16 protein-coding genes are annotated in these 20,117 nt (G+C 72.3%); 10 read left to right on the top strand and 6 right to left on the bottom strand.

The features are described 5' to 3' along the window. The 3 genes from nhaA to ACFVX6_RS03085 form a co-directional block, all read right to left on the bottom strand. The gene (nhaA, locus tag ACFVX6_RS03095) at positions 1-1,446 is read right to left on the bottom strand and encodes a Na+/H+ antiporter NhaA (protein WP_389687365.1); all 1,446 of its coding nucleotides are present in this window, start codon (positions 1,444-1,446) and stop codon (positions 1-3) included. A 228-nt stretch (positions 1,447-1,674) separates the two neighbouring features. Next, a complete protein-coding gene (acs, locus tag ACFVX6_RS03090) occupies positions 1,675-3,630 on the bottom strand; it encodes an acetate--CoA ligase (protein WP_389687363.1) in 1,956 nt (651 codons plus the stop codon). 235 nt (positions 3,631-3,865) lie between these two features. Next, positions 3,866-6,250: a SulP family inorganic anion transporter gene (locus ACFVX6_RS03085; protein ID WP_389687361.1), complete on the bottom strand. Its 2,385-nt coding sequence runs from the start codon at positions 6,248-6,250 to the stop codon at positions 3,866-3,868. A 236-nt stretch (positions 6,251-6,486) separates the two neighbouring features. Between ACFVX6_RS03085 and ACFVX6_RS03080 the strand changes: the two genes are divergently transcribed. Beyond that, positions 6,487-7,836 carry a hypothetical protein gene (locus ACFVX6_RS03080; RefSeq protein WP_389687359.1) on the top strand — a complete coding sequence of 450 codons (1,350 nt, stop codon included), beginning with the start codon at positions 6,487-6,489 and terminating at the stop codon, positions 7,834-7,836. Here ACFVX6_RS03080 and ACFVX6_RS03075 read toward each other — a convergent pair. Then, positions 7,790-8,800, bottom strand: a complete 1,011-nt coding sequence (locus tag ACFVX6_RS03075) for an ATP-binding protein (protein ID WP_389687357.1) — start codon at positions 8,798-8,800, stop codon at positions 7,790-7,792. The two genes, ACFVX6_RS03080 and ACFVX6_RS03075, sit on opposite strands and share 47 nt — an antisense overlap. Before the next feature lie 109 nt (positions 8,801-8,909). Here ACFVX6_RS03075 and ACFVX6_RS03070 point away from each other — a divergent pair, with 109 nt between their 5' ends. Next, positions 8,910-9,782: an oxidoreductase gene (locus tag ACFVX6_RS03070; RefSeq protein ID WP_389687355.1), complete on the top strand. Its 873-nt coding sequence runs from the start codon at positions 8,910-8,912 to the stop codon at positions 9,780-9,782. A gap of 388 nt (positions 9,783-10,170) precedes the next feature. On the opposite strand, the gene ACFVX6_RS03065 is transcribed toward ACFVX6_RS03070, so the two are convergent. Further along, positions 10,171-11,040, bottom strand: a complete 870-nt coding sequence (locus ACFVX6_RS03065; protein ID WP_250745380.1) for an HAD family phosphatase — start codon at positions 11,038-11,040, stop codon at positions 10,171-10,173. A gap of 492 nt (positions 11,041-11,532) precedes the next feature. On the opposite strand from ACFVX6_RS03065, the gene ssd reads away from it, so the two are divergent. The 7 genes from ssd (at position 11,533) to ACFVX6_RS03030 (ending at position 16,692) form a co-directional block, all read left to right on the top strand. Further along, positions 11,533-12,723: a septum site-determining protein Ssd gene (gene ssd / locus ACFVX6_RS03060; RefSeq protein ID WP_389687474.1), complete on the top strand. Its 1,191-nt coding sequence runs from the start codon at positions 11,533-11,535 to the stop codon at positions 12,721-12,723. Beyond that, complete coding sequence (locus tag ACFVX6_RS03055) at positions 12,720-13,868, top strand: TadA family conjugal transfer-associated ATPase (RefSeq protein WP_389687353.1); 1,149 nt, start codon at positions 12,720-12,722, stop codon at positions 13,866-13,868. The genes ssd and ACFVX6_RS03055 overlap by 4 nt, the downstream gene beginning before the upstream one ends. Next, positions 13,865-14,749, top strand: a complete 885-nt coding sequence (locus ACFVX6_RS03050) for a type II secretion system F family protein (protein ID WP_389687351.1) — start codon at positions 13,865-13,867, stop codon at positions 14,747-14,749. Before ACFVX6_RS03055 ends, ACFVX6_RS03050 begins: the two co-directional genes overlap by 4 nt. Beyond that, a complete protein-coding gene (locus tag ACFVX6_RS03045; RefSeq protein ID WP_389687349.1) occupies positions 14,749-15,525 on the top strand; it encodes a type II secretion system F family protein in 777 nt (258 codons plus the stop codon). The genes ACFVX6_RS03050 and ACFVX6_RS03045 overlap by 1 nt, the downstream gene beginning before the upstream one ends. A 264-nt stretch (positions 15,526-15,789) precedes the next feature. Next, positions 15,790-15,981: a DUF4244 domain-containing protein gene (locus ACFVX6_RS03040; protein ID WP_274551764.1), complete on the top strand. Its 192-nt coding sequence runs from the start codon at positions 15,790-15,792 to the stop codon at positions 15,979-15,981. Continuing rightward, on the top strand, positions 15,968-16,321 hold the full coding sequence (locus tag ACFVX6_RS03035) for a TadE family type IV pilus minor pilin (RefSeq protein ID WP_250745387.1): 354 nt from the start codon (positions 15,968-15,970) through the stop codon (positions 16,319-16,321). Before ACFVX6_RS03040 ends, ACFVX6_RS03035 begins: the two co-directional genes overlap by 14 nt. Before the next feature lie 65 nt (positions 16,322-16,386). Further along, positions 16,387-16,692: an Rv3654c family TadE-like protein gene (locus tag ACFVX6_RS03030; protein ID WP_389687347.1), complete on the top strand. Its 306-nt coding sequence runs from the start codon at positions 16,387-16,389 to the stop codon at positions 16,690-16,692. 445 nt (positions 16,693-17,137) lie between these two features. Here ACFVX6_RS03030 and ACFVX6_RS03025 read toward each other — a convergent pair whose 3' ends face one another. Then, the gene (locus tag ACFVX6_RS03025; RefSeq protein ID WP_389687345.1) at positions 17,138-19,609 is read right to left on the bottom strand and encodes a DEAD/DEAH box helicase; all 2,472 of its coding nucleotides are present in this window, start codon (positions 19,607-19,609) and stop codon (positions 17,138-17,140) included. Between the two features lie 82 nt (positions 19,610-19,691). Between ACFVX6_RS03025 and bldG the strand changes: the two genes are divergently transcribed. Beyond that, positions 19,692-20,033, top strand: a complete 342-nt coding sequence (gene bldG / locus ACFVX6_RS03020; protein WP_243339893.1) for an anti-sigma factor antagonist BldG — start codon at positions 19,692-19,694, stop codon at positions 20,031-20,033. The last annotated feature ends 84 nt before the right edge of the window (positions 20,034-20,117 follow it).

Here is a 20,117-nt window from a genome sequence, read left to right as displayed (position 1 = left end):
TCATGCCGGACGGCCGCCGTCGGCGCTGGACCCGCCCGCTGCTTCGGCCGCTGCTTCCCGCGCCCCGGCCGCGACCTCCTCGGCCCTGCGCAGGTGCTCCGCCGCCTTGGCCTCGTAGATCTTCGCCATCCGCAGGTGGTAGTCCGGCTTGTCCTGCTCGTAGATGTCGGGGATGCCGTCGAGGTCCTCGTCGCGCTCCTCGTCCTCGATGAGCGCCTTGTACTTCCGGTTGCGCATCTTCAGCAGGACGCACGCGATGACCGCGGCGATGAGCGAGCCGATCAGGACGGCGGCCTTGATCTCGTCGGTGAGGACGGGGTCGTCGGTGAAGGCGAGCTCGCCGATCAGGAGCGAGACGGTGAAGCCGATGCCGGCGAGCGAGGCGACGGCGAACACGTCCGGCCAGGCGAGGTCGTCGTTGAGCTCCGCCTTGGTGAAGCGGGCGGCGAGCCAGGTGCCGCCGAAGATGCCCACCGTCTTGCCGACGACGAGGCCGAGCACCACGCCGAGGGTCTCGGGCCGGGTGAAGACCTGGCCGATGGACTCGTCGGAGAGTGAGACGCCGGCCGAGAAGAGGGCGAAGAACGGGACGGCGAGCCCGGCCGAGATCGGCCGCACGAGGTGTTCGATGTGCTCACCGGGGGAGTGGTGCTCACCCTCCGTGCGGTGGCAGCGCAGCATCAGGCCCATGGCGACACCGGCGATGGTGGAGTGGACGCCGCTGTTGTACATCAGGCCCCAGATCGCCAGGGCGAGCGGGACGTAGATGTACCAGCCGTGCACGTTCACGCGGAGCAGGAACCAGAAGAGGATCAGGCCCGCGACCGCTCCGCCGAGCGCCAGGAAGTTGATCTCGTTGGTGAAGAACACCGCGATGATCATGATGGCGAACAGGTCGTCGACGACGGCCAGGGTCAGCAGGAACGCGCGCAGGGCGGACGGTAGCGAGGTGCCGATGACGGCGAGGACGGCCAGGGCGAAGGCGATGTCGGTGGCGGTCGGGACCGCCCAGCCGTCCATCGAGCCGTTGCCGAGCACGTTGGTCAGTACGTAGACCAGCGCGGGCACGGCCATGCCGCAGATGGCGGCGATCACCGGGAGCGCGGCCGCCTTGGCGTCGCGCAGATCGCCCGCCACGAGCTCGCGCTTGAGCTCGATGCCGGCGACGAAGAAGAAGATGGCGAGCAGGCCGTCGGCCGCCCAGTGCTGGAGCGAAAGGTCCAGGCCGAGGGAGCCGGGGCCGATGTGGAAGGAGCGGACGCTGTCGTAGCTCGCCGAGATGGCGGGCACGTTCGCCCAGATGAGGGCGGCGACCGCGGCCACGAGGAGCAGGACGCCGCCGACCGTCTCGGCGCGCAGGGCGTCGGCCACGAAGCGGCGCTCCGGCAGCGAGAGGCGGCCGAGGAGCTTGCGGCTCTGGTTGTCGGTGGGGCTGGGCGCGGCCACGGGGGGACCTCCGGGGTGGGTTGGACGGCATGGCGAAGCATGTTGCCGACCAGACTTCCCGGCGCACCCTGTGGAGTAGTTCTTTAACCGTCTAATACTTTACAGGGTGTACGCGTGGGCGTATCCGGTGATCTTCACTTTATGTGCGAAAGGGGCAACCGGCGCGGCGCGCCGGATGCCCCTTTCGTCGTGTCGTACGGGCGTCTCAGACGTTCCTCAGCCGGCGGATCAGCCCTCGCTGCCGGCGGCCGGCAGCTTGCTCTGGATCAGGTCCATGACCGAGGAGTCCGCGAGCGTGGTGACGTCACCGACCGCGCGGTTCTCGGCCACGTCGCGCAGCAGGCGGCGCATGATCTTGCCCGAGCGGGTCTTCGGCAGCTCCTGCACGGGCAGGATCCGCTTCGGCTTGGCGATCGGGCCGAGCGTGACACCCACGTGGTTGCGCAGTTCCGCGACCAGGGTGTCGGTCTCGGAGGCGCTGCCGCGCAGGATGACGAAGGCCACGATGGCCTGGCCGGTGGTTTCGTCGGCGGCGCCGACCACGGCTGCTTCGGCCACGGAGGGGTGCGAGACGAGCGCCGACTCCACCTCGGTGGTCGAGATGTTGTGGCCGGAGACCAGCATCACGTCGTCGACCCGGCCGAGCAGCCAGATGTCGCCGTCCTCGTCCTTCTTGGCGCCGTCGCCCGCGAAGTACTTGCCCTCGAAGCGCGACCAGTACGTGTCGATGTACCGCTGGTCGTCGCCCCAGATGGTGCGCAGCATGGAGGGCCACGGCTCGGTGAGGACCAGGTAGCCGCCTCCGCCGTTCGGGACCTCGTTCGCCTCGTCGTCCACGACGGTGGCGGCGATTCCGGGCAGCGCGCGCTGCGCCGAACCGGGCTTGGTGGCGGTGACGCCGGGCAGCGGGGAGATCATCATCGCGCCGGTCTCGGTCTGCCACCACGTGTCCACGATCGGGCAGCGGTCGCCGCCGATGTGCTTGCGGTACCAGATCCAGGCCTCGGGGTTGATCGGCTCGCCGACCGAGCCCAGGACCCGCAGGCTCGACAGGTCGAACTTCGCGGGGATGTCGTCGCCCCACTTCATGAACGTACGGATCGCGGTCGGCGCGGTGTAGAGGATGGTGACGCCGTACTTCTGCACGACCTCCCAGAACCGGCCCTGGTGCGGGGTGTCCGGCGTGCCCTCGTACATCACCTGGGTGGCGCCGTTGGCGAGCGGCCCGTAGACGATGTAGGAGTGCCCGGTCACCCAGCCGATGTCGGCGGTGCACCAGTAGACGTCGCTCTCCGGCTTCAGGTCGAACACCGCGTGGTGGGTGTACGAGGCCTGCGTGAGGTAGCCGCCGGAGGTGTGCAGGATGCCCTTGGGCTTACCCGTGGTCCCCGAGGTGTAGAGGATGAAGAGCGGGTGCTCCGCGTCGAAGGCCTGCGGCGCGTGCTCGCTGCTCTGCCGCTCGACGATCTCGTGCCACCAGACGTCCCGGCCCTCGGTGAAGGCGGTGTCCTGGCCGGTGCGGCGCACCACGAGGACGTGCTCGACCTGCGGGCACTTGGCGACGGCCTCGTCGATGGCGGGCTTCAGTGCGGAGGGCTTGCCCCGGCGGTAGCCGCCGTCGGAGGTGATGACCAGCTTCGCGTCGGCGTCCTGGATGCGGGAGGCGACGGCGTCGGCGGAGAAACCGCCGAAGACCACGGAGTGCGCGGCGCCGACGCGGGCGCACGCGAGCATCGCGACGACCGCCTCGGGGATCATCGGCAGGTAGACGGCGACCCGGTCGCCGGCCTGTACGCCCAGCTCGGTCAGGGCGTTCGCGGCCTTGGAGACCTCGTCCTTGAGCTCCGCGTAGGTGATCGAGCGGCTGTCGCCGGGCTCGCCCTCGAAGTGGATGGCCACGCGGTCGCCGTTGCCGGCCTCGACGTGACGGTCCACGCAGTTGTAGGCGACGTTCAGCTTGCCGTCCGCGAACCACTTCGCGAAGGGCGGGTTGCTCCAGTCGAGCGTCTCCGTCGGCTCGGTGTCCCAGCTCAGGCGGCGGGCCTGCTCGGCCCAGAAGCCCAGCCGGTCCGCGTCGGCCTGTGCATACGCAGCCTCAGTCACATTGGCGGCGGCGGCCAGATCGGCAGGCGGTGCGAACCGCCGCTCCTCCTTGAGCAGATTGGCCAGGCTTTCATTGCTCACGACGCATCTCCCTTTCCCAGGGTGTCCGTTGTGTCCCCGGTTGTGTCCCCGGGCATAGCTCATCAGTCAATGGCCCGGGTGACAAGAGGTTGCCGGGAATTGGTGTAGACCTATTACCCCGCCGGGCCCACGCACGAGTGGCCCCCTCCCGCTACAGGGTGCGGGAAGGGGCCACTCAGTGGCACGGATACGGGAGGGTATCGGTTCAAAGCTCCCGCGGACGGCTGCTACCCGCTCAGCCGCGCACCGCGCCCGCGCCGACGGTGTCGAAGACCCGGCAGTCGAAGAAGTCCTCCCCCTCCGACAGCAGGTACGCCTGCGCCTCACCGACGTGGAAGTACATCCCGTGCAGCTCCAGCGTGCCCTCGGCGAGCCGCCGGGCCACCGATTCGTGGGCCCTCAGGTGCTCCAGCTGCTGCACCACATTGGTCAGGCACAGCTGCTCCACGGCGTCCGCCGGCAGCCTCCCGGAGATCCGCGCCCAGGCGTGGTGGCGGCTGGCCATCCGCTCCAGGCTCGGCAGCCCGTGCCGCAACCACCGCCGCAACGGGGTCATGGGCACCCCGGGCGCGGAGTTGAGCAGCGCCTGCATGGCCCCGCACCCCGAATGCCCGCACACCGTGATGCTGTCCACCTGGAGGACGTCCACGGCGTACTCGATGGCCGCCGCGACCGAATCGTCCGTGGACTCGGCCCCCGGGAGCGGGACGAGGTTGCCGACGTTGCGGACCGTGAACAGGTCCCCGGGGCCGCTCGCCGTGATCATGCTGGTCACCAGGCGGGAGTCCGCGCAGGTGAGGAAGAGCTGGGAGGGCCGCTGGCCCTCCCGGGCCAGCCGGGCCAGCTCCTCGCGCACGTGCGGAGCCGTGTCCCGCTGGAAGGCGCTGATCCCGTTGGCCAGTTGACCGGCGCCGCGCCCGCGGAGCCCGGCCGGCGGGGTGGGGGCCGGGGCGGGAGGTGCGGCCGGGCTCTCCTCCGCGGTCCGGTCCGTACGGGTCACCGTGCCGCGGTGGTCGCAGTGGTTCTGCCACGGGGTCCAGGGCCGGCAGCACTGGTGGTCCCCGCGCTGGGTTGCCCGCTCGGCGCGCTCGGCCCGCTGGGCCTGCTCGGCTTCGGCGATCCTGGCTCCCGACCGGCCGGTGACCTCCAGCGAGCCCCCGTGGGCCAGGTGGGAGTCCTGCCAGTCCTGGAGGGTCTCGTAGGCGGCGTGGTCCATGAACGAGCCGTCCAGCTCGATGACGGCGTGCCCGTGGTGCGGGATCTGGCTCAGCACCCGGCTCAGCCGCGGCACCGCGAGGAAGGTCAACTGCCCGCGGGCCCACACCCGGTGGACGCCGCTGTCGAGCTGCTCGACGGTGATCCGGGTCCGGGCCAGGCGGTGCAGGGCCAGGGCGACGGCCATCGCGATGCCGATGGCGACGCCCTCGAGGACCCCGCCGAGCACCACGGCCACGATGGTCGTGGCGTAGACGAGGATCTCGCCGTGCCGGGTGACGGTGCGCAGGTGCGTGGCGCTCACCATCTGTACGCCCACCGCCATCACCAGCGCGGCGAGCGAGGCGAGCGGGATCAGGTCGAGGGCGGGGACGAGCAGTCCGGCGGCGAGCAGGATCCACAGCCCGTGCAGCATGACCGAACGGCGGCTGACGGCACCGGCCTTGACGTTCGCCATGCTGCGGACGGCGCCGCCCGCGACGGGCAGTCCGCCCAGGGCCCCGGAGACGATGTTCGCCGCGCCCTGGCCGCGCAGTTCGCGGTTGAGGTCGGCCCGTGCGGGACGCCCCTCCCTGCCTCGCTGGGTGGCGATCAGCTTGTCGGTGGCCACCGCCGACAGCAGGGATTCCACGCTGCCGACCAGGGTGATGGTCAGGACGGCGGCGATGATGCCGAGGACCGGGCCCTCGGGCAGTTCGGGCAGCGCGTGGCTGCGCCAGGACGGCAGGTCCACGCGGGGCAGGGTGAGCCCGGCGAGGGCGGCGCAGGCCGTGGCGACGGCGACGGCGGCCAGCGCGGCGGGCACCTTGCGCAGGTTCCGCCCGGTGCGCCCCGGCAGCCGCGGCCAGCAGAGCAGGACCGCCAGGGTGAGCACGCTGACGCCGAGCGCGGCGGGATGCAGATCGGCCAACTGGTCGGGAAGTCCGATGACATTGGCCAGGGCGGAGCTCTGCGGGGTGCCGCCGAGCACGATGTGCAGCTGTGCCAGCGCGATCGTCACGCCGACACCGGCGAGCATCCCGTGGACGATCGCCGGGCTCACCATCAGCGCGGACCGGGCGGTCCGCAGCGCGGCCAGCCCGAGCTGGCACACCCCGGCGAGCACGGTGATGGCACAGGTGGTGCGCCAGCCGTAGTGCTGGATCAACTCGGCGGTGACGACGGTGAGTCCGGTTGCGGGGCCGCTCACCTGGAGCGGTGTTCCGCCGAGCCGTGCGGCCACGATCCCGCCGGCCGCCGCGGCGACGAGCCCCGCCTGGAGCGGGGCGCCGGTGGCCAGGGCGATGCCGAGGGAGAGCGGCAGGGCGATCAGGAAGACGGCGACGGAGGCGGAGAGGTCGGCCTGGAGGCCGGCCGGGAGGCCTTTGGTGGGGGGAGGGGAAGTGGGGGAGGGGGTGGCTGTCATAGGTCCCGTCTCCTCGGGGGGAGGGGTGAAGCGGCGGGATTCTCAAAACTCGGTAAATGAACGGTAATGGAGAGTAAAGCCCTGTGGTGAGTAATGCGGGCAAACGGCCTAGGAATTAGCGCTCACGAGTGATTAGGCATTTAGTCCGGCTTGTCACACCTTCCTTAAAACGGACCGCGTGGGACGTTGCGGCGCGGAAGTCCTGCGACGGAACTGCGAGGGAAGAGGTGCGGCGGATGACTGCCACCACGAAGAGGCCCGCCACGAAGAAGGCCGCCAAGAAGAGGATCGCCGGCGGTCTCGTCGCCACGGCGCTGGTCCTGGGAGTGGCCGGGTGCAGCACCTCGGAGCCCGCCGGCCGTCCGGCCCCGGGAAGTCAGGCGGCCAAGAAGGGCGCGCCCGCGCCGGAAGGCCCGGCTCCGGGCAGCGTCAAGCGGCTCATCGGGGACGGCTCGACCTCGTACACGGGCCTGCAGCCGAACGTACAGAAGGCGGAGAAGCTGAAGCCCGGCGAAAAGCCGCCGCAGTTCGTCGTCTATTCGTGGGACGGGGCGGGCGAAGACAGCCAGAAGCTCTTCTCGCATTTCCGTGAGGTGGGCAAGAAGTACAACGCCCGTATGACGTACTTCCTCAGCGGCGTGTACATGCTCCCGGAGGAGAAGCGTTCCCTCTACACCGCGCCCCAGCACTCCCCGGGCCGCTCCGACATCGGCTTCGGCGACCCCCAGGGCATCAAGGACACCGCTCTCCAGGTGCGCGAGGCCTGGCTGGAGGGCAACGAGATCGGCACCCACTTCAACGGCCACTTCTGCGGACCCGAGGGCGGGGTCGGGACCTGGTCCGTGGAGGAGTGGAAGAGCGAGATCAACCAGGCGAAGTCGTTCGTCAAGAACTGGAAGACGAACTCGCCGGCCCTCAAGGGCATGGAGGCGCTCCCGTTCGACTACGACAAGGAGATGATCGGGGCCCGCACCCCCTGCCTCGAAGGCCAGAAGAACTTCATGCTGGCCGCGAAGGAGATGGGCGGCTTCCGCTACGACTCCAGCGGCATCAGCAAGCAGATCTGGCCGAAGAAGACGGACGGCCTCTGGGACATCCCGCTCCAGCTGGTCCCCATGCCGGGCCGCGCCTTCGAAACGCTCAGCATGGACTACAACTACCTGGTCAACCAGTCCGGTACGACCACGCAGGGCGATCCCTCCCAGCACGCGTACTGGGGTGAGCAGATGCGCGACGGCCTCGTCAAGGCCTTCGAGCGGACCTACCAGGGCAACCGCGCGCCGCTGATCATCGGCAACCACTTCGAGTCCTGGAACGGCGGCACCTACATGCGTGCCGTCGAGGACTCCATCAAGACCATGTGCACGCAGAAGGAGGTCCGCTGCGTGCCGTTCCGCGAGCTGGTGGACTGGCTGGACGCCCAGGACCCGAAGGCCCTGGAGTGGATGCGCACCCTCGACGTCGGCGAGGCGCCGAAGCAGGGCTGGAACACGTTCCTGACGGCGGGGCCGCCGGCCAAGCCGGCCGCCCCCGCCGGGGTCAAGCCGGCTGCGGAGCCGGCAGACGCGAGTCAGAACGAGGAGTGAGCAGTTCCCGTAGGACGAAACCGGGGTCGACCTGGTCCGCCAGGTCGACCCCGGTCTTCGCGTTGCCCCAGCTCTCCGCGTTGCGCAGGTGGAAGTGGACCATCTGCTCGGTGTACCGCTCCCAGTCGCGGTGCGCGTAGGAGTCGTCCGCCGCGTCCTGCAGTGCCTGCAGGGCCAGCCGGTTGGTGGCCTCCAGCAGCTCGAAGGCGGCCGGGCGGCCCTTCTCCATCGCCCGTACCCAGTCCGACTGCCCGACGGTGACCAGCAGGTCCTCGCCGGCCTCGTCCTGGAGGAACTCGATGTCCTCCGGGCCCTGCACCTTGTTGCCGACGACCTTGAGCGTGATCCCGAAGTCCCGCGCGTACTCCTTGTACTGGCGGTAGACGGAGATGCCCTTGCGGGTCGGTTCGGCGACCAGGAAGGTCACGTCGAAGCGGGTGAACATGCCGGAGGCGAAGGAGTCCGAACCGGCCGTCATGTCGACGACGACGTACTCGTCCGGGCCGTCGGCGAGGTGGTTGAGGCAGAGCTCGACCGCGCCGACCTTGGAGTGGTAGCAGGCCACGCCCAGATCGGACTCGGTGAACGGCCCCGTGGCCATCAGCCGTACGGGCTCGCCGTCGAGCGTCAGGGTGCGCGCGCAGGCGTCGTAGACGGGGTTGTCCTCGTCGACGCGCAGCAGCCGGGATCCGGTGCCGGGCGGGGTGGTCTTGATCATCGTGTCGGCGGAGGCGATGCGCGGGTTGGACCCCCGCAGGTAGTCCTTGATGAGGGGCAGGTGCGCGCCCAGCGCGGGCAGCGAGGCCGCGTCGTCCTCGCTGAGTCCGAGCGCGGTGCCCAGGTGCTGGTTGATGTCGGCGTCCACCGCGACGACACGGGCTTCATTGGAGGCGAGGTGGCGGATGAAAAGGGAGGACAGCGTGGTCTTGCCGCTGCCGCCCTTCCCCACGAAAGCGATCTTCATGTTCACGAAGGGTAGTGGGTCGGTGGCTTTGTGTTGTATGCCTGAGTGAAGAAGACCACTCCAAGGAGGGGTCGGTGCTATGGGGGAGCAGTGCGTAGGCTCCTTACTTATGAGTAGCGCCTCTGCCTCCGCCGCCTCTTCCGCCGGTTCGGCTCCTTCCGGAGCCGCCCCCGCCGACCCGCTCGCTCCGCTCGCCGGTCTGCCGGGTGTCGCCGAGTCGGTGGATTCCGTACGCAAGGCCGTGGACCGGGTCTACGGCCACCGCGTCATGCGCCGCCGTGCCGGGGAGATCACCTCGGAGGCCGCGCTGCGCGGAGCCCGCGGCAGTGCGGCGCTGTCCGGGGCCGACTGGGCGCTGGAGGAGGTCCGCCGCCGGACCGATTTCGGCTCGGAGCCGGAGGCGCGCACGGTGGGTGCGGCCCTGCGCCTGACGGCGGAGGCCGGCCAGCTGCTGAGCATCTGGCGCCAGTCGCCGCTACGGGTCCTGGCGCGGCTCCACCTGGTGGCCTCGGGCTCCACGGCCGACGGCGACGTGGTCGGCCGGCCCCGCCTGGCCGGTGAGCCGGTGGGCGAGCCGTTGATCGACCTGCCCCTGCCCGACGCGCAGGAAGTGGCGGGCAGGCTGGACGGGCTCTCCCGCCTGATCATCGCGGGCGGCTCCGCTCCGGCGCTGATCACGGCGGCGGTGGTGCACGGCGAGCTGCTCGCACTGCGTCCGTTCGGTTCGTACAACGGCCTGGTGGCGCGGACGGCGGAGCGGATCGTGCTGATCAACAGCGGCCTGGACCCGAAGGCGATCTGTCCGGCGGAGGTCGGCCACGCCGAACAGGGCCGGGATGCTTACGTGGATGCCTTCAAGGGCTACGTCTCCGGGACCGCGGAGGGGATGTCGGCCTGGATCGCGCACTGCGGCCGTGCCATCGAGCTCGGTGTCCGCGAGTCGACCGCGGTCTGCGAGGCGCTCCAGCGCGGCGCGGCCTGACGGAGTCCGGTGGGGCCTGACGGGCCGGCGCGGGCTGACGGGGTCCGGACATGGGTTGCGGCGACACCGTACTGCTCTGGTGTCGCCGCTGGCACTTACGCCCAGTTACCAAGCGTCCTCGATGATTGCCCATCAGGTCGGGAGCTTTGCCCGTCACCTGGTGCGGCTGGCCCGTAATCGACGGGTCGACGTCGCGTGGGTGCTCGGCGTTCATGCTTCGGTCCGTGGGCCTTACTGCGTTTTAAAGATGATCCTCTCGGATGTTCTTTGGTCTCGCGGGCCGTTGATTCCTTTGTACTCCGCTTCGGAGTGGAGCGGAACCCCTGGCCGCATTTCTTTGCTTTACGGTGCGAAGCAGGATGTATCGGACATCCAATGTTCGCGCAGGTCAGCGGGGTGCGGCGGCGGCCAGTGCGCGTCGCCGGCTCGCGTACCAAACCAGTCCGGCGGTGGCCGCGGCCGCGCCCACCGCGGCGGCGGCGACCAGCGCCGGCCGTGCGGGCATCGACAGTCCCGGCAGTCGCTGCTTCAGCCGTACCGGCCGGTTGAACACCAGCACCGGCCACTCGCGCGCCACCGCCTCCCGCCGCAGGGCCCGGTCGGGGTTGACCGCGTGCGGGTGCCCGACCGCCTCCAGCATCGGAATGTCCGTGGCCGAGTCGCTGTACGCGTAGCAGCGCGAGAGGTCGTACCCCTCGGACTCCGCGAGTTCGCGTACGGCCTCCGCCTTGGTCGGGCCGTAGGCGTAGTACTCGATCTCGCCGGTGAAGCAGCCGTCCTCGCCCACGACCATCCGGGTGGCGACGACCCGGTCGGCGCCCAGCATCTCGCCGATGGGCTCGACGACCTCGGCTCCGGAGGTGGACACGATCACCACGTCGCGGCCTGCGGTGTGGTGGGCCTCGATGAGGGAGGCGGCCTCGTCGTAGATCAGCGGGTCGATGAGGTCGTGCAGGGTCTCGGCGACGATCTCCCGTACCTGCTGCACGTTCCACCCCTTACAGAGGGCGGACAGGTACTCCCGCATCCGCTCCATCTGATCGTGGTCGGCGCCGCCGGCCAGATAGATGAACTGCGTGTAGGCGGTGCGCAGCACGGCCCTTCGGTTGATCAGGCCGCCCTGGTAGAAGGACTTGCTGAACGTCAGAGTGCTCGACTTCGCAATGACCGTCTTGTCCAGGTCGAAGAAGGCTGCGGTGCGAGGCAAGGAGTGCGGCAAGGGCTGATTTTCCACGACCCGAGCATATGCGCCCACCATTCGGCGTAAAGTGCGGCGCGTGGGTTTGCCTGAGAAGCCTCTCGGGTACACCATGGAAGTCACGGATCGTTCGCGACCGTGCTAACCCGGTCTGGCTCCTCCCCCCCCTGAGTCGGACCGTGGGGACGACCCCCGCTCTCCCCCCCGGCGGGGGTCGTCGCATGTCCGGACGCGGTTTGCGTCCCTGCTTTCGACCCCAAGTGATCACTCCTCGGGCCTCCTCGTCTTCGAGGGGCCTGCGCGGCGAAGGCCCTCACCCCCTCGAACTCGTCACGGTGCGTAGTCGTTCCGGCGCGCTCCGGAACTCACCTGTTGGGGTGAGCGAGTTATTCACAATGGGGCGCCCGTCCACGGTTTTAGAGCAAGATCCACTTCTTTTCCCCGATCCCGTCACGGTGATTCCGGCCGCGAAGTCCGCGGCGCTGGATTTGCTGTGAGAAGGAGGCGGAGATCGTGGCTGGATCGAAGTCGTGTGAAGTCCGGGATCTCGCGATGGCGGGCGGGGACGGGCCGAATCCCGGGGCCGGCGGGCCTGTGGCCGCCGGCGGACGGCCGCTGATCATCACCGAGGACCCCCTGCTGCTCGACGACCTGCTGCGGCTGTGCGCCGCCGCGGGGGCCGAGCCGCATGTGCACCATGCGGTGCCCGAGCAAAGCGGAGCCGGTGGTGGCGAGAGTGGCGACGGTAGCGGCGGGGGCAGCGGGGGCGCCGCCGGGGTCGTAGGGGTCGCGGGGGTCGGCTGGGAATCGGCACCGCTCGTCCTGGTCGGCGACGATGCCGCGCGGCGGGTGCGCGGCGCACCCCGGCGGGACGGGGTCTTCCTCGTCGGCCGGGATCTGGACGACCCCCACGTATGGCAACGGGCTGTGGAGATCGGTGCCGAGGAGGTGCTGACCCTCCCCGACGCCGAGAGCCGGCTCGTCGACCGCATCGCCGATGTCGTGGAGGGTGCCGGGCGGCCCGCCCTCACCGTCGGGGTGATCGGGGGCAGCGGCGGAGCCGGAGCCTCCACCCTCGCCTGTGCGCTGGCCCTGCGGGCAGCCCGGGCCGGGGAGCGGACCATCCTCATCGACGGGGACCCCCTCGGCGGCGGTATGGACGTCCTCCTCGGAGGCGAAGCCGCCGAAGGACTGCGCTGGCCCGACTTCGCCGCCTCGCGCGGCCGCGTCGGCGCCGGAGCCCTGGCTGAATCCCTGCCCGAACTGCACGCCCTGCGGGTGCTCAGCTGGGACCGCGGGGACCGCGTGGTGGTGCCGCCCGCCGCGATGCGCTCGGTGGTGGCCGCCGCGCGGCGCCGGGGCGGGGTCGTCGTGGTCGACCTGCCGCGCCGGGTCGACGAAGCCGTGGCCGAGGTGCTCGCGCAGCTGGACCTGGTGCTCATGGTGGTGCGGGGCGAGCTGCGGGCGGTGGCGGCGGCCGGCCGGGTGGCCGCCGGAGTCCGGATGGTGGCCCGCGACGTCCGCGTGGTCGTACGGGGCCCCGCGCCCGGCGGACTCGACGCGGAAGCCGTCGCCGGACTGCTGGGGGTGCCCCTGGCCGGCGAAGTACCGGTCGAGGTGGGGCTCCCGGGCCGGGTGGCCGAGGGCGAGCCCCCGGGATCGCACGGACGGGGCGCCCTCGCCCGCTTCTGCGACGGCTTCTGGCAGCGCGCGCTCGGCTCCGCCCAGGGGGTGGCGGTATGAGCGCCGTACTCCTCGACGCGGTGCGCCAGCGCCTCGCCGAGAGCGGGGCGGAGCCCACCCCGGCGCGGGTGGCGGCGGCCCTGCGGGCCCAGGGCCGACTGCTGGGCGACGCGGAGGTGCTCGGCGTCGCCGCCGAGCTGAGGTCCGAACTGGTCGGCGCGGGCCCGCTGGAGCCACTGCTCGCCGACCCCGAGGTCACCGACGTCCTGGTGGCGGCCCCCGACCGGGTGTGGGTGGACCGCGGCGGCGGGCTGGAGCTGACCGGGGTGACCTTCACCGACGCAGCCGCCGTGCGCAGGCTCGCCCAGCGGCTCGCCGCCGTCGCCGGGCGCCGCCTCGACGACGCCCGGCCCTGGGTAGACGCCCGGATGCCCGACGGCACCCGCTTGCACGCCGTACTGCCTCCGGTGGCCGTCGGATCGGCGTGCCTGTCCCTGCGGGTGGTGCGGCCGCGCGCCTTCACGCTGGAGGAGCTGGTCGCGGCGGGGACGCTGCCGCCCGGCGGGCAACGGCTGCTGCGGGACATGGTGCGGGCCCGGTTGTCCTTCCTGGTGTCGGGAGGGACGGGCACCGGCAAGACCACGCTGCTCAGCGCTCTGCTCGGGCTGGTCGGCCCCGGGGAGCGGATCGTGCTCGCCGAGGACTCGGCCGAGCTGCGGCCCGACCATCCGCACGTGGTGCGGTTGGAGACCCGGCCGGCCAACCAGGAGGGTGCCGGCCAGGTCACCCTCGCCGACCTGGTCCGCCAGGCGCTGCGGATGAGGCCGGACCGGCTCGTCGTCGGCGAAGTCCGGGGCGCCGAGGTCGCGGACCTGCTGGCCGCCCTCAACACGGGTCACGAAGGCGGCTGCGGCACGGTCCACGCGAATGCGGCCGCCCATGTGCCGGCCCGGCTGGAGGCCCTCGGGACGGCCGCCGGGCTGGACCGGGCCGCCCTGCACAGCCAGTTGGCGGCAGCCCTGACCCTGGTGGTCCACCTCGTACGGGACCGGACCGGCCGGCGCCGGGTCGCCGAGGTGCACGTCCTGGAGCGGGACCCCGCCGGGCTCGTGGTCACCGTGCCGGCGCTGCGCTGGGGCGCCCGCGGGTTCGTACGGGACCGGGGCTGGGAGCGGCTGCGCCCGCTGCTCGCGGGTGCCCGGTGAGCGCCGGGGCGGTGGCGCCGCTGCCGGTGCTCGCCGGAGTGTTGTGCGCCGGAGCGGCGGCCTGGGCGCTGGCCGGAGCCGACGGGGTGTCCCGGCGGGCCAGGGCGGTGCTGGCCGGGTCGGGGCGGCCGGTGGCGGCGGCGCCGGCGCCGTGGGAGCGGCTGGCGGCCGGAGTCAGGGTCCGGGCGGCGCAGAGCCGGGAGTGGGCCTGCCTCGGGGCCGGGCTGGTGCTCGCCCTGCTGGGCGGGTCGGTGATCCCGCTGCTCGCGGGGGCGGCGGCGGTACCGCTGGTGCGCCGGTGGCTGCGGGCCGCGCAGCGGGCGCGGGCCCGGACGGCGCGGGCCGCCGAAGTGGTGGCCCTGTGCGGCGCGGTGGTGGGCGAGCTGCGCGCCGGGGCGCAGCCGGGCCGGGCGCTGACCGAGGCGATGCGCCGCACGGTGTCGGGCCCCGGCGGGCCGGGAGCCGCGGAGACCGGGGTCCTGGCGGCCGCGGCCTTCGGCGGGGACGTTGTCGCAGCACTGCGGCAGGCGGCACGGGAGCCCGGCGCGGAGGGGCTGGCGGCGATGGCCGCCTGCTGGTGGGTCTCCGTGGACGGCGGCGCCGGGCTGGCCGCCGGACTGGACCGGCTGGAAGGGGCCCTGCGGGCCGAGCGGGACCGGGAGGAATCACTGCGCGCCCAGCTCACGGGAGCGAGATCGACGACAACGGTGCTGGCCCTGCTTCCGGTGGTCGGTCTGCTGATCGGTACCGGACTGGGGGCCGATCCGCTGCGGGTGCTCCTGCACACGCCGGTGGGATGGGGCTGCCTGCTGGCGGGCGCGGTGCTGGAGGCGCTGGGGCTGCTGTGGTGCCGGCGGATCGTACGGGTGGGGGAGCGGTGATGGACGGCTTCGCCATCCACAGGCTGGGGACGGCCCTGTGCCTCGCGGCGGCGGCGCTGTGCGCGGTGTCGCTGGTGGCGGCGCGCATCAGGGCGCGGGCGGCCAGACGGCGGCTCACCCGCCTGCTCGCGGTGGAGGCCCCGCGCAGGCGTCCGCTGGCCGGGCCCCGGCTGCGGGCGGCGCTGACGGCCTGGGCCGGGCCGGCGGGGGCGCTGGTGGCGGCCTGGGTGCTGATCGGCGGGCTTGCGGGGGTGGCGGCCGGCATCGCGGCGGGCTTCGCGGTCCGCAGGTGGCTCGCGCGGCGACGGCCGGCCGCGGGGGTGGACCTGGCGGAGGCCGAGCGCCAGCTTCCCTTTGCCGCCGATCTGTTGGCCGCCTGCCTGGCGGCCGGAGCCGGGCCGGTGGACGCCGCCGAGGCGGTGGGGGAGTCGCTGGGCGGCCCGGTGGGTGAACGGCTGGCGATGGCCGGGGCGGAGCTGCGGCTCGGCGGCGAACCGGGCGCCGCGTGGGGGAGGTTGGCGGAGATACCGGGAGCCCGCGCCCTGGCCGAATGCCTGGAGCGCTCCGCGCGTACGGGTGCGCCCGCCGCGGAACCGGTCTCCCGGCTCGCCTCGACGCTCCGGGCGGACCGTGCGCGCCGGGCGGGGGCCCGGGCGCAGCGGGCGGCGGTCCTCGTCACCGCGCCGGTGGGCCTGTGCTTCCTCCCCGCCTTCCTCGCACTGGGAGTGGCGCCGGTGGTGATCGGAATGGCCTCCGGCCTCCTCTCCGGCAGCTGAGGGCCGCCTGGGGGCCACGTGAAGGGCCGCCTGAATGGCCACGTGAAGGGCCGTGTGCGGGGCCATGCGCGGGGCCATGGAAGGGCTTTGTGGGGACTGCTTGAGGGGGGCATCTGAAGATCCGTCCGAATGGCCGCCTGAATTGGGCGCCTGAAATGACCATCTGACATCCGAGATCTGAGATCCGAGATCTGAGAGCACGTCAAAAAGCTGATTCAACGGGAGGTTGTCATGTCGATCATCTGGATTCGTGTGCGGGTGGCAATGGCGGGGCTGGTGGGACGCGCGCGACTGAAGGGCCGTGGAGGCGACGCGGGGATGTCCACATCCGAATACGCCATGGGCACGATCGCGGCGTGTGCGTTCGCGGCCGTTCTGTACAAGGTGGTGACGAGTGAACTGGTTTCGACCGCACTTCAGTCGACCATCGGGAAGGCACTCGATGCGCCGTTCTGACAGCGGATTCGTGACGGCGGAGGCGGCCCTGGTGATTCCGGCGCTGGTGCTGTTCGCGGGGCTGCTGGTGTGGGCGCTGATGGCGGCCGCCGCGCAGATCCGGTGCGTGGACGCCGCTCGGGCCGGTGCCCGGGCGGCGGCCCGGTCGGAGCCGGCGGGCGCGGCGGTGGCGGCGGCCGAGGCGGCGGCCCCGCCCGGGGCGCGGGTGGAGCTTTCCCGGACGGGTGACCTGTGGCGGGTCCGTGTGTCGGCTCCGGCCCCGGGCCCGGCCGCGCTGCCGGTCCGGCTCACCGCCCTGGCCGCCGCCCTGGCCGAGGACACCGTCGGGCCGCCGCCGTGAACCGCCGCGGGGGCCGCCTGCGGGCCCGGGACCGGGACCGGGGGTCGGCCACAGTGTGGGGGGTCGTGGTGGTGACCGTGCTGATGGCGGTGTTCGGCGGGGTGCTCCTGCTCGGGCAGGCGGTGGTCTCCCGGCACCGTGCCGCGGCCGCCGCCGACCTGGCCGCCCTCGCAGCGGCCGCGAGCTGGGCCCACGGCCCGGAGGCCGCCTGCGCCACGGCGGTGCGGGTGGCGGTGGCTCAGGGCGCGCAGGTCACCGGGTGCGTAGTGACGGGAGAGGTCACGGAGGTCACCGCCCGTGCCCCGACGGGCCCCTTCCGACCGGAGCTGCGCTCCCGCGCGGGCCCGCCGCTGCCCCGGGAGCCCCGGTGAGGGGGCCCTCCCACGGAGCCGGGTCCCCGGGACCCGCGGCCTTGCGGAACCCGCAGCCGGGAGGGCCGCGGGGCCCACCCCGCCGTCCGGGAGGGCCGCGGGGCCCACCCCGCCGTCCGGGAGGGCTGGAGGGTGCTCGCCCCGCCCGTCCGGGAGGGGGGGGCGAGGGTGCTCGCCCTCTCCCGGGAGGGGCTGAGGATCCCGCTTCTGCCCTGGGGAGGAGCGAGGGTGCCTGCCCCCCCCGCCTGGGAGGGGTCAAGGACGCCCTGGAGGCCCGTCTGGGAGGGGCTGGGGGTACGGGCGTGGCTCCAGGGCGACTGTCCCGGTTTGGGGGGCGACAGGGGCGATTTTCAGCCAATCGCCGGTGAATCCGCGAAGCCCTGGTTCCCGCTGTCGGCCCTGGCGGCCCGTCGGCCCAGCCCCGCCCCCGAAGGTTCGGAGGGGCTCAGGGGGTCGCTGGTGGGGTGGGGGGTGGGGATTCCGAGAGGAGGTGGGTGAGGAGGCGGACGGCGCCGCGCTTGTGCAGGGGGTCGTTGCCGTTGCCGCACTTGGGGGACTGGATGCAGGAAGGGCAGCCGGCCTCGCACTCGCAGGCGGCGATCGCGTCACGGGTCGCCGTCAGCCAGGCGCGGGCCGTGTGGAAGGCGCGCTCGGCGAAGCCGGCTCCGCCCGGGTGGCCGTCGTAGACGAAGACCGTCGGGAGCAGGGTGTCGGGATGCAGCGGGACGGAGACCCCGCCGATGTCCCAGCGGTCGCAGGTGGCGAAGAGCGGGAGCAGGCCGATGGAGGCGTGCTCGGCGGCGTGCAGGGCGCCGCCGAGGATCTCCGGGTTGATCCGGGCCTCGTCGAGCTGGTCCTCGGTGACCGTCCACCACACGGCCCGGGTGCGCAGGGTGCGGGGCGGCAGATCCAGTTTGGCTTCGCCGAGCACCTCGCCGGTGATCAGTTTGCGGCGCAGATAGGAGACGACCTGGTTGGTGACCTCGACGGAACCGAAGCAGAGCCTGCCCCGGCCCCAGGCGATCTCCGTTTCGGTCTCCAGGACGGAGATGGCGGTCGTATCGCGGGCCGTGGTGGAGAACGGCGGGTTCGCCTCCTCGACCAGCGCGACCGAGTCCTCCAGGTCCAGGTGTTTCACCAGGTACGTGCGGCCCTGGTGGAGGTGGACCGCCCCGTCGTGGACGGCGGCGTGGGAGGCCTCCTCGTCGACCGTGCCCAGCAGGCGGCCCGTGGCGGCCTCGACGATCTGGACCGGGCGTCCGCCGCCGCCCCGGATGTCGGTGAGGTCCGAGGCCCGTTCCCGGCGGGTCCAGTGCCAGGCCGTGGCCCGGCGGCGCAGCAGTTTCGCCGCTTCGAGCTGGGGGAGGAGGTCGCGTGCCGCCGGGCCGAAGAGGTCGAGGTCGGGCTCCGTGAGGGGTAGCTCGGCTGCGGCCGCGCACAGGTGCGGGGCCAGGACGTACGGGTTGTCGGGGTCCAGGACCGTGGCCTCCACGGGCTGCCGGAACAGGGCCTCGGGGTGGTGGACCAGGTAGGTGTCCAGCGGGTCGTCGCGGGCGACCAGGATGGCCAGCGCGCCCTGGCCCGAGCGCCCGGCCCGGCCGGCCTGCTGCCACAGGGAGGCGCGGGTGCCCGGGTAGCCGGTGATCAGGACGGCGTCCAGGCCGGAGACGTCCACGCCCAGCTCCAGGGCGGTCGTCGCGGCCAGACCGAGCAGGTCGCCGGAGTGCAGGGCCCGTTCCAGGGCCCGGCGCTCCTCGGGCAGGTAGCCGCCGCGGTAGGCCGCGACCCGCCGGGGCAGCGAGCGGTCCACGGCCGCGAGCTTCTCCTGGGCGATCACGGCGATCAGCTCGGCGCCGCGCCGGGAGCGGACGAAGGCGACCGTACGGACGCCCTGGACGACCAGGTCGGTGAGCAGATCGGCGGTCTCGGCGGTGGCCGTACGGCGTACGGGGGCGCCCCGCTCGCCCTTGAGGTCGGTCAGGGGCGGCTCCCACAGGGCGAAGACGACCTCGCCGCGCGGGGAGGCGTCGTCGGACACCTCCACCACCGGCAGGCCCGTCAGACGGGACGCGGCGGTCGCCGGGTCGCTCGCGGTGGCGGAGGCCAGCAGGAACACGGGATCGGAGCCGTAGCGGGCACACAGCCGGCGCAGCCGCCGCAGGACCTGGGCGACGTGAGAGCCGAAGACGCCCCGGTAGGTGTGGCACTCGTCGATGACCACGTAGCGCAGGGCCCGCAGGAAGGAGGACCAGCGCGGGTGGGCCGGGAGGATCCCGCGGTGCAGCATGTCGGGGTTGGTGAGGACGTAGTTCGCGTACTGGCGCACCCACTCGCGTTCCTCGACCGGGGTGTCGCCGTCGTAGACGGCGGGCCGGATGGCGTTTCCGAGCGGGCCGGCCAGTTCCCGTACGGCACGGCGCTGGTCGGCGGCCAGGGCCTTGGTCGGGGCCAGGTACAGGGCGGTCGCGCCCCGGCCGTTGGGCGCCTCGGCCCCGTCGGCGAGGGCTGAGAGCACGGGCGCGAGGTAGGCCAGCGATTTGCCCGAGGCGGTGCCCGTGGCGACGACCACGGACTCCCCGTCGAGGGCGTGCTCGGCGGCCGCGGCCTGGTGTTCCCACGGATGGTCGATCCCGGCGGCCTGAATTGCGGCCACGACATCAGTTCGGATGCGATCGGGCCAGACCGCATGACGACCCTCCCGAGGGGGCAAGTGCTCCGTATGGGTGATGCGCGCAGCTCGGGAAGGCCCCCGTGACAGCCGGTCCAGGACCGTGCCGGGGGTGGGTCTGACGTCCTCGTGTGCCGTGGGCGGACCGGGACGGTGAGTGTTGGCCATTGGAACCGAGTGTGTCACCGGCGTGCGGGACAATGGTCCGAAGGCGTCGTGCGCGCCTGCCGGTAAGTGATTGAATGCCATCGCGGCAGCCAATCCCTCTCCTACCTCCGGGTTGGGGAGGCCCCTGGGGGGCGCCGCTCGATAGCAAGGTGCTGGAGGATCCGTGGACCTGTCCCTGTCGACTCGCACTGTCGGCGACCGTACGGTCGTGGAGGTCGGTGGCGAGATTGATGTGTATACCGCGCCCAAGCTGCGCGAGCAGTTGGTCGAGTTGGTGAACGACGGCAGCTACCACCTGGTTGTCGACATGGAGCGAGTGGACTTCCTCGACTCCACCGGGCTTGGTGTGCTCGTGGGAGGCCTCAAGCGCGTCCGCGCGCACGAGGGCTCGCTGCGTCTGGTGTGCAACCAGGAGCGCATCCTGAAGATCTTCCGAATCACCGGTCTGACCAAGGTGTTTCCGATCCACAACTCGGTGGAAGACGCCGTCAACGCCACCGACTGACGGCGCTCGGCGGCGAAACGGCCGATGATGGAGCGGGGGGTACCGGGCCACAAGCGGTCCGGGCCCCTGTAAGGCACGCCCGTA

Origin of the sequence: Streptomyces sp. NPDC058289, from assembly GCF_042880975.1 — a bacterium.
In the GTDB taxonomy this organism is placed as follows: domain Bacteria; phylum Actinomycetota; class Actinomycetes; order Streptomycetales; family Streptomycetaceae; genus Streptomyces; species Streptomyces stoeckheimensis.
This window is presented reverse-complemented; position numbering and strand designations above follow the sequence as displayed.

What these genes read in the sequence shown, in the direction of transcription:
- ACFVX6_RS03085 (WP_389687361.1), bottom strand. Translation starts at nt 6,250, where the DNA reads ATGACAGCCACCCCCTCCCCCACTTCCCCTCCCCCCACCAAAGGCCTC.
- ACFVX6_RS03080 (WP_389687359.1), top strand. Translation starts at nt 6,487, where the DNA reads ATGACTGCCACCACGAAGAGGCCCGCCACGAAGAAGGCCGCCAAGAAG.
- ACFVX6_RS03075 (WP_389687357.1), bottom strand. Translation starts at nt 8,800, where the DNA reads ATGAAGATCGCTTTCGTGGGGAAGGGCGGCAGCGGCAAGACCACGCTG.
- ACFVX6_RS03070 (WP_389687355.1), top strand. Translation starts at nt 8,910, where the DNA reads ATGAGTAGCGCCTCTGCCTCCGCCGCCTCTTCCGCCGGTTCGGCTCCT.
- ACFVX6_RS03065 (WP_250745380.1), bottom strand. Translation starts at nt 11,040, where the DNA reads ATGGTGGGCGCATATGCTCGGGTCGTGGAAAATCAGCCCTTGCCGCAC.
- ssd (WP_389687474.1), top strand. Translation starts at nt 11,533, where the DNA reads ATGGCGGGCGGGGACGGGCCGAATCCCGGGGCCGGCGGGCCTGTGGCC.
- ACFVX6_RS03055 (WP_389687353.1), top strand. Translation starts at nt 12,720, where the DNA reads ATGAGCGCCGTACTCCTCGACGCGGTGCGCCAGCGCCTCGCCGAGAGC.
- ACFVX6_RS03045 (WP_389687349.1), top strand. Translation starts at nt 14,749, where the DNA reads ATGGACGGCTTCGCCATCCACAGGCTGGGGACGGCCCTGTGCCTCGCG.
- ACFVX6_RS03040 (WP_274551764.1), top strand. Translation starts at nt 15,790, where the DNA reads ATGGCGGGGCTGGTGGGACGCGCGCGACTGAAGGGCCGTGGAGGCGAC.
- ACFVX6_RS03035 (WP_250745387.1), top strand. Translation starts at nt 15,968, where the DNA reads ATGCGCCGTTCTGACAGCGGATTCGTGACGGCGGAGGCGGCCCTGGTG.
- ACFVX6_RS03025 (WP_389687345.1), bottom strand. Translation starts at nt 19,609, where the DNA reads ATGGCATTCAATCACTTACCGGCAGGCGCGCACGACGCCTTCGGACCA.